At 68.6% G+C, this 13,659-nt stretch carries 14 protein-coding genes; 6 read left to right on the top strand and 8 right to left on the bottom strand.

What is annotated here, in order from left to right:
• Nucleotides 1-3: 3 nt before the first annotated feature.
• Entirely contained in the window at nucleotides 4-981 is a 978-nt protein-coding gene (locus tag ABIE51_RS06325) for an alpha/beta fold hydrolase (protein WP_192630091.1), read from the bottom strand.
• A gap of 141 nt (nucleotides 982-1,122) precedes the next feature.
• Here ABIE51_RS06325 and ABIE51_RS06320 point away from each other — a divergent pair, with 141 nt between their 5' ends.
• Together ABIE51_RS06320 and ABIE51_RS06315 are read left to right on the top strand one after the other, a co-directional pair.
• The gene (locus ABIE51_RS06320) at nucleotides 1,123-1,965 is read left to right on the top strand and encodes a helix-turn-helix domain-containing protein (protein WP_354503668.1); all 843 of its coding nucleotides are present in this window, start codon (nucleotides 1,123-1,125) and stop codon (nucleotides 1,963-1,965) included.
• A gap of 409 nt (nucleotides 1,966-2,374) precedes the next feature.
• Nucleotides 2,375-3,268 (top strand): c-type cytochrome, encoded by an 894-nt coding sequence (locus ABIE51_RS06315; RefSeq protein WP_192630090.1) that lies wholly within the window; start codon nucleotides 2,375-2,377, stop codon nucleotides 3,266-3,268.
• A gap of 4 nt (nucleotides 3,269-3,272) precedes the next feature.
• Here the strand turns inward: ABIE51_RS06315 and ABIE51_RS06310 are convergent, their stop codons facing one another.
• From ABIE51_RS06310 to hutU, 4 genes are all read right to left on the bottom strand, one after another.
• Nucleotides 3,273-3,791, bottom strand: a complete 519-nt coding sequence (locus tag ABIE51_RS06310) for a hypothetical protein (RefSeq protein WP_354503666.1) — start codon at nucleotides 3,789-3,791, stop codon at nucleotides 3,273-3,275.
• A gap of 70 nt (nucleotides 3,792-3,861) precedes the next feature.
• Nucleotides 3,862-4,542 carry a GNAT family N-acetyltransferase gene (locus ABIE51_RS06305; RefSeq protein ID WP_192630089.1) on the bottom strand — a complete coding sequence of 227 codons (681 nt, stop codon included), beginning with the start codon at nucleotides 4,540-4,542 and terminating at the stop codon, nucleotides 3,862-3,864.
• 1 nt (nucleotide 4,543) lies between these two features.
• On the bottom strand, nucleotides 4,544-5,977 hold the full coding sequence (locus tag ABIE51_RS06300) for an MATE family efflux transporter (RefSeq protein WP_192630088.1): 1,434 nt from the start codon (nucleotides 5,975-5,977) through the stop codon (nucleotides 4,544-4,546).
• 176 nt (nucleotides 5,978-6,153) lie between these two features.
• Entirely contained in the window at nucleotides 6,154-7,818 is a 1,665-nt protein-coding gene (gene hutU, locus ABIE51_RS06295) for a urocanate hydratase (RefSeq protein ID WP_192630087.1), read from the bottom strand.
• 161 nt (nucleotides 7,819-7,979) lie between these two features.
• On the opposite strand from hutU, the gene ABIE51_RS06290 reads away from it, so the two are divergent.
• Entirely contained in the window at nucleotides 7,980-8,576 is a 597-nt protein-coding gene (locus tag ABIE51_RS06290) for a TetR/AcrR family transcriptional regulator (protein ID WP_192630086.1), read from the top strand.
• Here ABIE51_RS06290 and ABIE51_RS06285 read toward each other — a convergent pair.
• The 3 genes from ABIE51_RS06285 to ABIE51_RS06275 form a co-directional block, all read right to left on the bottom strand.
• On the bottom strand, nucleotides 8,573-9,040 hold the full coding sequence (locus tag ABIE51_RS06285; RefSeq protein ID WP_192630085.1) for a hypothetical protein: 468 nt from the start codon (nucleotides 9,038-9,040) through the stop codon (nucleotides 8,573-8,575). The genes ABIE51_RS06290 and ABIE51_RS06285 overlap by 4 nt on opposite strands.
• Before the next feature lie 13 nt (nucleotides 9,041-9,053).
• A complete protein-coding gene (locus ABIE51_RS06280; protein ID WP_192630084.1) occupies nucleotides 9,054-9,428 on the bottom strand; it encodes a hypothetical protein in 375 nt (124 codons plus the stop codon).
• Nucleotides 9,429-9,526: 98 nt separating this feature from the next.
• Entirely contained in the window at nucleotides 9,527-10,090 is a 564-nt protein-coding gene (locus tag ABIE51_RS06275) for a YybH family protein (protein ID WP_354503662.1), read from the bottom strand.
• A 116-nt stretch (nucleotides 10,091-10,206) separates the two neighbouring features.
• On the opposite strand from ABIE51_RS06275, the gene ABIE51_RS06270 reads away from it, so the two are divergent.
• The 3 genes from ABIE51_RS06270 (at nucleotide 10,207) to ABIE51_RS06260 (ending at nucleotide 13,649) form a co-directional block, all read left to right on the top strand.
• The gene (locus ABIE51_RS06270) at nucleotides 10,207-11,469 is read left to right on the top strand and encodes an alkaline phosphatase family protein (RefSeq protein WP_192630083.1); all 1,263 of its coding nucleotides are present in this window, start codon (nucleotides 10,207-10,209) and stop codon (nucleotides 11,467-11,469) included.
• 99 nt (nucleotides 11,470-11,568) lie between these two features.
• A complete protein-coding gene (locus tag ABIE51_RS06265; RefSeq protein WP_192630082.1) occupies nucleotides 11,569-13,152 on the top strand; it encodes a DNA-3-methyladenine glycosylase 2 family protein in 1,584 nt (527 codons plus the stop codon).
• Nucleotides 13,149-13,649: a methylated-DNA--[protein]-cysteine S-methyltransferase gene (locus tag ABIE51_RS06260; RefSeq protein WP_192630081.1), complete on the top strand. Its 501-nt coding sequence runs from the start codon at nucleotides 13,149-13,151 to the stop codon at nucleotides 13,647-13,649. The genes ABIE51_RS06265 and ABIE51_RS06260 overlap by 4 nt, the downstream gene beginning before the upstream one ends.
• The last annotated feature ends 10 nt before the right edge of the window (nucleotides 13,650-13,659 follow it).

Raw genomic sequence — 13,659 nt, 5'->3', positions numbered from 1 at the left:
CGCTCACACGCCCCAGAGGCGGCGCGCTTCCTCGGCGATCACGTCGGGGAATTCCTCCGGGAAGAACAGCTTCGCGCCCTCGATCCGCCGCACGCCGCGCGAGTCGCCGAACGCACCGTCCAGATGGGTCGCGCCCGCTTCGGTGAAGATCGGATCGGCCGTGCCCCACACGATGCGCGTCGGCGCGCGCGAGGCCTTCAGCGCCGGGCCGATGCCGCCGAGCCAGTTGCGATCGAGCGCCACGGCGAACGCATTCGTCCGCGACGCATCGCGCACCAGCGGACCGAGGTAGACGTCGATGGCCTCGTCGCTCGGGTTCGACGCATGGGTGAACGTCTGCCCGCCCAGCCCTTGCGGCGAGCGCGCCAGCGCCTTGTCGGCCAGCCACGGCGCAAGCCACTGCTGCGCGAACTGGTCCTGCTTCGCCAGCGCGATCACCGGCTGCAATGCGGGAGGCGGGCATTCGATTTCCGAATCGCAGTTGGTCAGCAGGAGCGTGCGGACGCGATGCGGGTACGTCGCCAGGAACAGCTGCGCGGCCTGCCCGCCGCTGTCGTTCGCGACGACGTCCACGCGATCCACGCCGAGCTTGTCGAGCAGTTCGGCGAGCATGCGCACCTGCGCATCGGGCGCCAGGCTCTGGCCCTTCGCGACGCGCGTGTAGCCCAATCCGAGAAAGTCCGGCGCGATGCAGCGCCGGTACGGCGACAACCGCGCGAGCGCGCCACGCCACTGGTAACCGTTGAGCGGGAAGCCGTGCAGGAACAACGCCGCCGCGCCACGCCCGCGTTCGACGTAGGCGATCTCCCCGGCGGACGTGGACACGAAGCGGCGCGCCTTGAGGAAAGCGGCGGCATCCTCGGCGTCGGTGGTACTCGCGACCGGGGATGCGGCGAATGCACTGCGGTCGAACATCGCGCCGGTGAGCGTGGCGGTAGCCAGCGTGCCGGCGGCGATTCCAAGGAAGTACCTGCGCTTCATGATCGAACTCCATCGCCGGAACGCTCCGGCGTCCATGGAATGATTCGCGCCGCAGGTCAAGGGTTCAACGAAGCCGCAGGTCATGCCGCCATGACCTGGCAGGTCATGGTGCGGCCGCGGAACGCCCCGTATGCTCGCCGCGTGAACCGAGCCGCCACGCCACTCCGCGATGTCCGACTGGGCGCCCTGCTGCGCGAATGGCGCGCGGCCCGTCGCCTGAGCCAGATGGACCTCGCGCTGGACGCCGGCGTGTCGCCGCGCCACCTGAGCTGCGTGGAAACCGGCAAGGCGCAGCCCAGCCGCGAGATGGTCGCGCGCCTGGCCGACGCCTTGGACATGCCGCTGCGCGAGCGCAATGCGCTGCTGGTCGCCGCCGGCTTCGCGCCGCGCTATCCCGAGACCGCGCTGGCGACGCCGGAACTGTCGCAGGTGCGGCGCGCGATCGAATTCATCCTCGCGCAGCAGGAACCGTACCCCGCGTTCGTGCTCAACCGCCACTGGGACGTGCTGATGGCCAACGACGCGGCGCTGCGCGTCAACGCGTTCGTGATGAACGGCCGTGCAAGCGCGCACACGAACATGATCCGGCAGATCTTCGACCCTGCCGATCTGCGGGGCGCCGTGGACAACTGGGAGGAAGTGGCGGGCGACCTGATCCGCCACCTGCACGGCGAAGTCGCGGCCGCACCTTCCGACACCGCGGCGCGCGAACTGCTCGACGAAGTCCTCGCGTATCCCGGCGTGCCGGCGCGCTGGCAACTGCGCGATGTCGAATCGGCCCCGACGCCGCTGCTCACCACGGTGCTGCGCCGCGACGAACACCGCCTGCGCTTCTTCTCGACCATCACCACCTTCGGCACGCCGCACGACGTGACGCTGGAGGAATTGCGCATCGAATGCTGCTTCCCCGTGGACGACGCGACGGCGGCGCTGTGCCGGCAGCTGGCGAGCGAGGCGAAAGAAGCGAAAGAAGCGGCGCGATAGCTGCGCTTGGTCTCGTCATTCCCGCGAACGCGGGCCGCTTCTGGGCCGCCGAATGGCGGCACCATCCATTGACCTTCGCCCTCGGCCCGTCATTCCCGCGAAAGCGGGAATCCAGCGACTTTTGCCCTTGCTCGTCATTCCCGCGAAGGCGGGAATCCACGGACGTTCCACACTTTGTTGATGCCCCTCCGGCGAAAGGCGTCGGCCATAGGGCCGTGGATGTCCCAGGCAAGCATGAAAAGTCCCTGGATTCCCGCCTTCGCGGGAATGACGTGAGCGTGGTGCCGGCATTACGACGAAGCCCCTCCAGGCCCTCGAAACGCCTGTTCACCCGGCACGAACAGCCGTCCGTGTCCTCCCCCGCCCGCACTTCCCGTATCCGGTTTTCACATCACCGGAGTGAAGGGCAATGCGGCGTCTATTGAAGTGGCTGGGCTGGAGCGTGGTCGTGGTGGCGGTACTGGTGGCGGGCGTCCTCGGCATCGCATGGTTCTCAAGCGAACGCGCGTTGTCCCGTACCTGGACGGTGGCCGATCCCCCGCTGGCCGATGCGATGGCCAGCGCGTCCCTCGACCACGGCAAGCACCTGTTCGCCACGCGCGGCTGCGCCGACTGCCATGGCCCTGACGGCGCAGGAAAACTGCTGGTCGACGCGCCGAATGTCATCCGCATCGTGCCGAGCAATCTCACCCGCACCGTGCGCGATGCGGCGTGGACCGACGACCGCCTCGCCGCGGCGATCCGCCACGGCGTGCGTCCCGACGGCACGGGACTGGTCATCATGCCGACTGGCGACTACACCGACATGGACGATCACGACGTCGCGTCGATCGTGGCGTACCTGCGCACGTTGCCGGCGGTCGATACCAATCGGGGCCGCACGCAGGTGCGCCCGCTCGCGCGCGTGCTGTACCTGTTCGACAAGTTCCCGCTGGTGCCGGCCGAGCGCGTGGACCACACGCCGCGCGAACGCATCGCGCCGCCGGCGACGGTGAGCGTGGCGTACGGCAAGTACGTCGCTCAGGTGTGCACCGGTTGCCACGGCTCGAACTTCGCCGGCGGCTTCGTGCTCGAACCGGGTACGCCGCCGTCGGCCAACCTCACGCCGCACGCGAGTGGATTGCAGGCATGGAAGGAAAGCGACTTCCTGCACCTCATGCGCACCGGCCAGCGCCCCGACGGCCGCCAGTTGCATCGGATGATGCCGTGGAAGTCCTACAGCGCGATGCAGGACGTCGAGCTGCGCGCGGTGTGGACGTACCTGCGTTCGCTGCCGCCGGTGGACGGAAAGACGCGGTCGTAGCCGCTCAATCGATGCGGTAGACGCGCGCCTTCGGCATGCCTTCGACGACCTGCAGGAACCAGCGGCCGGCCACGCCGGGAACGACGACGATTTCCGGCGCGTCGAGCTTCTTCGGTAGCTTCAGCGCGCCCTTGAGCACCTTCCACTGCTGGCCGTTCTCCAGCTCGAGCACGGTGCCGGGTTCCCAGCCGCTGATCGGGCCCTTCAGGCGGCTCTGGATCGGCTTGTCGTTGAAACCGATCAGCGAACCTTCGTCGCGTCCGCGTTCGTCACGGTTCGCCGCAGGCGCATTGTTCGACATCGGCGGCGCGGCAGGCGCGGCCACCGCCACGCCCTGCCCGTCCTGCACTTCATGCAGCATGCGATTGAGCGTGTCGAGCTGTTCGTCCGTGAGCCCGACCGACCGCAGCTGCTCCGGCGTGAGGCGCTCCTCGATGCTGATGTAAGGCGCCTGCGCGCCCGCATGCGACGACAGCGTGGCCAGCGACAGCATCAGCGCGAGGGACAGGAGCGAACACTTCATCGGCACGGCCTCGGACTTCGACCGCGCCACGATGCTGCAATTTCGTGACAGCCCGGTGACAGCGTCGCGTTCAGCCCGTCCGGCGCAGCGAGAAGAACGGGATGTCGCGTCGCACCGTGTAGCCGCTGCGCAGGTACAGGTCCTTCGCCCGCGCGTTCTCGTTCGCCACGTGCAGGTACGGCGTGCGGCCTTGCGCGAGCACGTCGTTGCTCAGCATCGTCAGCAGGTGGCGGGCGTAGCCGCGTCCGAGGAAATCCGGATGCGTGCACACCGCGCTGATTTCCTGCCACTCGTCCATGCCCATGCGCTCGCCGATGATCGCGGCCAGGCGTCCGTCCTGGTAGATGCCGAAATAACGGCCCAGCCGCATCGTGTGCGGGCGGAAGTAGTGTGGATACACCAGCGCGGTGAGCGCGAGCACGTCCTCGCGATGGCGTTCGTCGAGCTGGATGACTTCCGGCCCGTCCGTTTCTTCCACCGGCTGCGTGCACACCATCTGCGCGAGCATCGCGAGCTTCCTGCCTTCGAAACCCGGCGGCACCTGCGGCATGCGATCGAGCAGCAGCACGGTCTCGCCGGGTTCGATCAGCGCCGCCAGTGCATCGGCTGCGTCCGCGCCTTCGGACGGAACGCCGAGGAACGGCGCGATCTGCGCCGGATACCGCGCCACGTCGCCGCGTGCGAGCGCGATGTCGCGATGCCGGCTTTGCAGCGCTTCCCAGATGGGGTTGTCGAGTACGTGTCCAGTCATCTCACACCTTCATCGTCTTCCACTTGCCGCGCGAGAACAGCCACAGCGTGAACAGGCCCACCGACGTTTCGGAGACGAACACCGCCCAGAACACGCCCAGCTGCTGCCAGCCCATCGACACCGCCAGCACGTACGCCAGCGGAATCTGGATCAGCCAGAAGAACACCACGTTGATCTTCGTCGGCGTCATCGTGTCGCCCGCGCCATTGAACGCCTGCACCGACACCATCCACCAGCCGTAGACGAAGTACGAATACGACAGGATCTGCAGCCATTCGCCGCCGACGTCAATCACCTTCGCGTCATTGGTGAACAGCGCGATCAGATCGTGATGGAAGAAGAAGAACACCACCGAGATCGCCATCGTGAAGGCCATGTTGTACCAGCCGATGTGCCACACCGCGGCCTCGGCGCGTTCGGGCTGCTGCGCGCCCAGGTTCTGTCCGACCAGCGTCGCCGCCGCGTTCGACATGCCCCACGCCGGCATCAGCGTGAACATCATGATGCGGATGGCGATCGTGGCGCCGGCCACGGCTTCGCTGCCGATGCTGGACAGGATGCGCATCAGGAAGATCCACGAGGTCATCGACACGATCATCTGCCCGATGCCGCCGAGCGAGGTGCGCACGATGTTCCACAACACCGCGCCGTGCACGGCCAGCTGCGACCACGCCACCCGGATGTGCTTGCCGCCATGGAACAGCACGTACAGCTGCAGCGCGACACCCGCGCCGCGGCCGATGTTGGTCGCGATCGCCGCGCCTTCGATGCCCAGCGCCGGCACCGGCCCGAAGCCGAAGATCAGCAGCGGACACAGGACGATGTTCAGGCCGTTCGCCAGCCACAGCACGCGCATCGCGATCGCCGCATCGCCGGCGCCGCGGAAGATCGCGTTGATCACGAACAGCAGCATGATGATCGCGTTGCCGCCGAGCATCCATTGCGTGTAGCGGTAACCGTGTTCGATGCTCCACGCGTCGGCGCCCATCAGGCGCAGCAGATCCTTCGCCCACACGATGCCGATGACCGCGAAAGGCACCGACACCAGCAGCGCGATGAAGATCGCCTGCACGGCGCTGATGGCCGCGTCCTCGCGCCGGTTCTCGCCGATGCGCCGCGCGACGACGGCCGTGACCGACATCGCCAGGCCCATCGCGATGGAATAGATGAGGAAGAGATAGGTTTCCGTCAGCCCGACAGTGGCCACCGCCGACGGCCCGAGCTTGGCGACGAACCAGATGTCGACCACGGCGAAGGTCGATTCGAGCACCAGTTCCAGCACCATCGGCACCGCGAGCAGGAACACCGCCCGGCGCAAGGGGATCTTCGTGTAATCGGCGTTGGTGCCGCGAATGGCGTCGCGGAGTTCGGACCAGAGGGAATGCGATGCGTCGGCGCCGGCCTGCGCCACGGGGGATTGCGGTTCGGTGCTCATCAGGGCGTCCGTTCGCTGTTTGCGGAAGATACTAAACGACGAACGGGGGCTTCCCGGATCGACATCCGCTCGCCTGACGCGAAGCTCGTTTCTGCACATCCGCTGGACCGTCGCGGCCAAAAGCGAAACGGCCCGGTTTCCCGGGCCGTCTGGAGCTTCGAGCGAAGAGCCGTCGATCACGCCATCGGCAGCTTCAGCCCCTGCTCCCTCGCGCACTGCTTCGCGATGTCGTAGCCCGCGTCGGCATGGCGCATGACGCCGGTGCCGGGATCGTTCCACAACACGCGCGCAATGCGTTTGTCGGCTTCCTCGCTGCCGTCGCACACGATCACCACGCCTGAATGCTGCGAGTAACCCATGCCGACGCCGCCGCCGTGATGCAACGACACCCACGTCGCGCCGCCGGCGACGTTGAGCATCGCGTTGAGCAGCGGCCAGTCGGAAACGGCATCGGAACCATCGCGCATCGCTTCGGTTTCGCGATTCGGCGAGGCGACGCTGCCGCTGTCCAGGTGGTCGCGGCCGATCACGACCGGCGCCTTCAGTTCGCCATTGCGCACCATCTCGTTGAACGCCAGGCCCAGCTTGTGGCGCAGGCCGAGGCCCACCCAGCAGATGCGCGCAGGCAGGCCCTGGAAGCTGATGCGCTCGCGCGCCATGTCGAGCCAGCGGTGCAGGTGCGCGTCGTCCGGGATGAGTTCCTTCACCTTCGCGTCGGTCTTGTAGATGTCTTCCGGATCGCCGCTCAGCGCGACCCAGCGGAACGGGCCGACGCCACGGCAGAACAGCGGACGCACGTACGCCGGCACGAAGCCCGGGAAGTCGAACGCGTTCTGGCAACCTTCGTCCTTCGCCATCTGGCGGATGTTGTTGCCGTAGTCGAACACGGGGATGCCCATGTCCTCGAAGGCGAGCATCGCCTCCACGTGCACGCGCATCGACTTCTTCGCGGCGTCGCGCACGCGCGCCGGGTCTTCGGACTGCATGCGCTGCCACTGCTCCACCGTCCAGCCGATCGGGAGATAACCGTGCACCGGATCGTGCGCGGAGGTCTGGTCGGTCACCGCATCCGGACGCACGCCACGACGCACGAGTTCGGGCAGGATTTCCGCGGCATTCCCGAGCAGCGCGATCGACTTCGCCTCGCCGGCCTGCGTGTACTTCTCGATGCGCGCGAGCGCGTCGTCGAGATCGGTCGCCTGTTCGTCGACGTAGCGCGTGCGCAGGCGCATGTCGATGCGGCTCTGCTGGCATTCGATGTTGAGCGAGCACGCGCCCGCTAGCGACGCAGCCAGCGGCTGCGCGCCGCCCATGCCGCCCAGGCCCGCGGTGAGGATCCACTTGCCGGTGAGGTTGCCGCCGTAGTGCTGGCGGCCCATCTCGACGAAGGTCTCGTACGTGCCCTGCACGATGCCCTGCGAGCCGATGTAGATCCACGAACCGGCCGTCATCTGGCCGTACATCATCAGGCCCTTTCTATCGAGCTCGTTGAAGTGCTCCCACGTCGCCCAGTGCGGCACGAGGTTGGAGTTGGCCAGCAGCACGCGAGGCGCATCGGCGTGCGTGGGGAAGATGCCGACGGGCTTGCCGGACTGCACCAGCAGCGTTTCGTTGTCGTCCAGTTCGCGCAGCGACTTCAGGATCGCGTCGAAGCTTTCCCAGTCGCGCGCCGCGCGGCCGATGCCGCCGTAGACGACCAGTTCGGTCGGGCTTTCGGCCACTTCGGCGTCGAGGTTGTTCTGGATCATCCGGTACGCGGCCTCGGTGAGCCACGACTTGCAGCTTTTCTCGGCGCCGCGCGGGGCACGGATGACGCGGGAAGGATCTTTGCGGGTCGACATCGGACAGACTCCGTCGGCTGGGCGCCGCGATTGCGACGCGCGGAACAGGCGTCGGGAATTATCGCGCTGCCCCACGCGGGCGGACGCGCCGCCGACGCCGTCGCGGCGCCGGTTTGGTGCGATTTCGCGCCCGCGGCGCGTCATTTGTATACGCTGTACACATGAGCCGCATCGAACCCCGCACGAACCGCACCGCCGACCGCATCCTGCGCGCGGCGCGGACGCTGTTCGAACGCGAGGGCGCGGCCGGCGTGAGCATGCGGCGCGTCGCAGCGGCGGTCGGCCTCACGCCGATGGCGATCTACCGCCACTTCCCCAATCGCGAGGCGTTGCTCAAGCGCATCGGCGACGACAGCTTCGACGCCATCGCCCGCCACTGGGACGCGCGCGGTCGCGGCGGCGACGTGCTCGAACGCCTGATCGCGGTGCAGCGCATCTATCTCGACTATGCGCTCGCGCATCCGCATCTGTTCGACCACGCGTTCTCGACCGCGCGTACCGATGCACGGCGATTTCCGGAGGATTTCCGCGCGCGCCGTTCGCCCACGCTCAACGTCGTGGCCGATGCGGTGGAGGATGCGATGCGCGCCGGCGTGCTGCGCGAGGACGACGTGTGGGACGTCGCGGTGACGCTGTGGGCGCACACGCACGGCCTGATCGCGCTGTATCGCGCGGACCGGTTCAATTTCGACGAAGCCGCGTTCCGGCGCTACTACGACGCCTCGCTGCAGCGGTTGTTGCGGGGGTTGCTGACCTAGCGGCGTGGCTCGATCGCCGACTTTACCTCGTTCACCGGCGGAGGCGGCGGAAGGTCGATCGTTTCAAGGCGATGCACCTGCGCTTCCTTGCCGGCGCGCCAGGCTTCATGCGTCGCGCGGCGCGCTTCGAAATCCTGGCGAAGGCGTTCGGATTCCGCGGGCGTGGTGGCCGCGGCACGGCGTGCGTCGGTACGCGCGCGGTCGGCGTCCATCAGCCGGTCCTGCTGGTCGACCTGGCTGCGCAGCGTGTCGGCGGAAACGCGACGACTCGACGCGTCGAGCTGGCGATTGAGCGTCTGCAACGAGTTGTCGCGCGAGGTGTCCACCCCGCGCGGCAACGATGGCTGCGACGCAGGCGAAATCGGCGCCACGCGTGGCGGCGGCGCCAGCGTGTTGGGCTGCTGCGCGAACGCCAGCGCCGGCTGCAAGGCCAGCGCCAGCGCGACGGGCCACATGCGCGTCACGACGTTCACCCGATCAGCGCACCGACGGGTCGAGTCGACGCAGCGCGTCGGCGAGATCGGTCTGGCCGGTGCGGTCGATCTGCTCGCGGCTGTAGCTGCGGCCCGGGCCGATGCACAGCGCCTTGCCGGTCTTCGGATCGCGCGGGCGGATGTTGGTGCCGGTGTCCTTGACGCAACCGACGTTCGAGGTGCGCTTCGCGTTTGCGGCATCGGTATTGGCCGCGACCTGCGCGTCGGCGGCCACCACCGCGTCCGCCTGCGTGGAAGCCACCTGCACCTGCGCCTGCGCATCGGTTGTCGCCGTCTGCGCGAACGCACCGAAGGACATGCCCAACACGACAACTGCGAACGCGGTAGCGAGACTGCGATTGCGATTGCGGGAATCCATGGCGTCACCTGGCGTGGGACGGCAACGTTGCCGTACCGCCACCATACGCCCCGGTGCTTTACCCGGTCGTGAGCGCAGCCGCCGCCTTCAGGCGGTCGTCAGGCTTGTGGACACGTGGCCTGGCGGCCCTCTCGGAAGGCCGTGGCTTCGGCCTCCGTGGCCGGCCGCGGGTCGACGCCGTCGTCGAACAGCACCCGCCAGGTGCCGTCCGCCCCGCGGTGCCACACCGAGTGGAAGGCGCCGATGCGGTAGCGCTGGGTCGATTTCGGGTCCAGGTCCTCGAACAGCGACGGCCCGCTCGACCAGGCCACATCCTTCGCGCTGCCCGCGCCGATCGTCGTCCGGGTCGGGTACCAGCTGAGCTTCAAGCGCTTGCCCTCGACGATGCCGGCCCAGCGCCGGGCGATCTCCTCGCGGCCGCGCGTGGGCTGCGGCTGGCTGGCGCCGAAGGCCGCGTCCGTTTCGACGTGCGAGGCGAAGGCCTTCGCGTCGTGGTCGGCCACCGATTGCGCGAAGCTGAGCTCCCGCGCCCAGACCTCGCATTCGGCCGACGTCATGCGCGCCGGCTCCGGTTTCGGCGTCGGTTTGGGCGCACTCTGCCCGGCCGCGACGGCGGACATGCCCAGCAGGACAACGGCAGAAAGACTCACGGCGATACGCATCACGGCGGCTCCGATGCCGGCGGGCGCCGCCGGGTGTGTGGCCACTATTGGCAAGGCTCCGCGATGCCGCCAGCGACTAAAGTCATGCCGCAACACACGCTCGTTATGATCGGCCGATGCCCCACCTTCGCCTCGCGGCACTCGCCGCCTGCCTCGTCCTGTCCGCCTGCAGCGCCCGCACGCCGCGCCCCGCCGAACCGGCGGCGCGGACCGTGGTGCTGGTGTCCATCGATGCGTTCCGCGCCGATTACCTGTCCAACGACGCGACGCCCAACCTCGCCCGCATCGCCCGCGAAGGCACGCATGCGGCGTGGATGAACCCGTCGTACCCGTCGCTTACGTTCCCGAACCACTACACGCTCGCGACGGGGCTTCGTCCCGACCACCACGGCGTGATCCACAACCGCATGAGCGATTCCGGAATCGGCGACTTCGCCGTCGCGGACCGCAAGGCCGTGGCCGACACGCGCTGGTGGGGCGGCGAACCGATCTGGGTCACCGCCGAAAAGCAGGGCGTGCGCAGCGCGAGTTGGGCGTGGCCCGGAAGCAGCGCCGCGATCGGCGGCGTGCGCCCCAGCCGCTGGGTCGCCTACGACGAATCCGTGCCGCCCGCGCGCCGCATCGACGACGTGCTGTCGTGGCTGGACGCGCCGCAGTCGCAACGCCCGCGCCTGGTCGCGGTGTATTTCGAACAGCTCGACAAGGCCGGCCACGACCACGGCCCGGAGTCGCCGCAGGTGCGAAGCACGCTGCGCGAACTCGACGCGGTGATCGGCCGCCTGCACGACGGGCTTGCCGCGCGCGGCATGCTGGATTCGACCGACCTGATCGTGGTGTCCGACCACGGCATGGCGACGGTTGCGCCGAACCACACCATCAGCGTGGAGCAGATGATCGCGCCGTCGATCGCGACCGTGGTTTCCGACGGCCAGTCCATCGGCGTGCAACCGTTGCCCGGCTTCGAGCGCGAAGCCGAAGCGCGCCTGCTCGGCCCCCGCGCGCAATACGACTGCTATCGGCGCGAGGATCTCCCGGCGCGGTGGCACTACGGCACCAACCCGCGCGTGCCGCCGATCGTGTGCCAGACGCACGAAGGCTGGGACGCGCTGTATCCGAAGAAACTGGCGACCAAGCCGAACGTCACTCGCGGCTCGCACGGGTTCGATCCCGCGCTGCCGTCGATGCGGGCGCTGTTCGTCGCGCGCGGCCCGTCGTTCGTGCCGGGCGCGACACTGCCGGCGTTCGACAACGTCGACGTATATCCGCTGCTGGCGCGGCTGCTCGGGATCGACGCCGCGCCGAACGACGGCGACATCGCGCCCCTGCTGCCGGCGCTGCGTGGGCCTGCTTCGACTGGGAACGCTGCCCCGGAGCATTGATCACGCGCGTTCGTGCGGCCGGAGCGGCTCTCGGAAGCGCTCCACGTTCATGTCCGAATCCGGCCAGTCCTCGCGATCGCGCGGTGCTAGCCTGCGGCCATGTCCGAGCCTGCCCACGTCCATGCCGACACCCTGCCCGCCTTCCACGTGTGCGAGCAGGCCCGTCGCACGCGCGATCCGCGCTTCGACGGCCTGTTCTTCACGGCGGTGCTCAGCACGCGCATCTATTGCCGCCCGGTGTGCCCGGCGGTGACGGCCAGGCGCGTGGTGTATTTCCGCCACGCCGCGGCGGCCGAAGCCGCGGGTTACCGGCCGTGCCTGCGCTGCCGGCCGGAGCTGTCGCCCGACGACGGCAGCTGGCGGCGCGGCGACGCGGCCATCGCGCGCGCGTTGAAGCTGATCGACGACGGCGCGCTGGCCGAGCAACCGCTGGCCGCGCTGGCCGAGCGCGTCGGCATCGGCGAACGACAGCTGCGACGCCTGTTCGTCGAACGCGTCGGCGTTGCGCCGATGGGCGTGCACGGCACGCGCCGGCTGCTGTTCGCCAAGCAGCTGCTGACCGAAACCGACCTGCCGATCACGCAGATCGCGCTCGCCTCGGGCTTCGCCAGTCTTCGCCGTTTCAACGATGCATTCCGCACGGCGTATCGCATGGCGCCACGCGATCTTCGCAAGGGCCGAAGCGAGGCACGCGAGGCCGGTGACGTCCTCACGCTGCGACTGGGCTATCGCCCGCCGTACGACTTCATGGCGATGCTCGATTTCCTGCGCGGCCGCGCCCTGCCCGGCGTCGAATTCGTCGACGATCACAGCTACACGCGCGTGATCGGCCCCATCGATCGCCCCGGCTGGTTGCGCGTCAGCGCATGGCCGGACGACAGGAACGCCGGCGCGCACGCGCTGAAGCTCGAACTGCACGGCGCCGCCTCGTCGAACCTGCTGGACATCGTGCAGCGCCTGCGCCGCATGTTCGACCTGGACGCCGATCCGCGGGCCATCGCCGATACGTTGTCGAAGGACGCGCGCTTCAAGCCGCTGCTCGCGCAACGCCCGGGCCTGCGCCTGCCGAGCGGGTGGGACGGCTTCGAGATCGCGGTGCGCGCGATCATCGGCCAGCAGGTCAGCGTCGCCGCCGCGCGCACGCTCGCGTCGCGCCTCGCGCAGAAGTACGGACAGCCGCTGCCGCAGCCGTTCGCGGACGCGCGGGTCGCGGACGCGCTCGCGCATCTGTTCCCGACGCCTGAAAAACTTGTCGATGCAGACCTGGAATCCATCGGCCTGATCCGCTCGCGCGCGCAGACCGTGCGTGGCGTCGCACAGGCGCTGCTCGATGGCCGCGTCGATTTCCGGCCGGAACGCACGCTGGACGACTTCGTGTCGCGCTGGGTCGCGTTGCCCGGCATAGGGCCGTGGACGGCGCAGTACATCGCGCTGCGCGCGCTCGGGCATCCCGATGCGTTTCCCGTCGAAGATCTCGTGCTGCAGAAAGCGCTTCCGGCCGACGGCACGCGTATGGCGCCGAAAGCGCTCGCGGCGCGCGCCGAGGCATGGCGACCGTGGCGCGGCTACGCGGTGATCCACCTGTGGCGCGATTCGGTGCCGGTGCCCGTCGCAAAGGACGCGAAGCCGACGAGCTCCAGGCGCGGAATCGCGCGCACAAGCGGCGCGGACGCCACCGCATGATCCGTTACGCCACGGTGCCGAGCCCCGTCGGGCAACTGCTGATCGCCGCGAGCGACGAAGGTTTGCACCTGATCGAATTCCAGAACCCGCGCCATCCCATGTCGCAGTGCGATGCGTGGGAGGCGCGCGAGTGCGCCGTCATCCGCATGACGGCAGCTCAGCTGGGCGAATACTTCGATGGCAAACGACGCGATTTCGATCTGCCGCTCGCACCGCGCGGCACGGAATTCCAGCTTGGCGTGTGGCACACGCTGGCATCGATTCGATACGGCGAGACGATCAGCTACGCGCAGCTGGCGCAACGCGTCGGCAAGCCGTCGGCGATGCGTGCGGTCGGGGCGGCGAATGGCCGCAATCCGCTGCCCATCGTGTTGCCGTGTCATCGCGTGATCGGCAGCGACGGCAGCCTGACCGGCTTCGGCGGCGGACTGCCGACGAAGGAATTCCTGCTGCGGATGGAAGGCGCGTTGCCTGGCGCGGTGGATCTGTTCGGCTGAGAATGACTGT

The organism is Lysobacter sp. OAE881 (assembly GCF_040546665.1).
GTDB classification, from domain to species: Bacteria; Pseudomonadota; Gammaproteobacteria; order Xanthomonadales; family Xanthomonadaceae; genus Lysobacter_J; species Lysobacter_J soli.
Note: the sequence above shows the minus strand (reverse complement) of the source record. Positions and strands in the feature narration are given on the sequence as shown.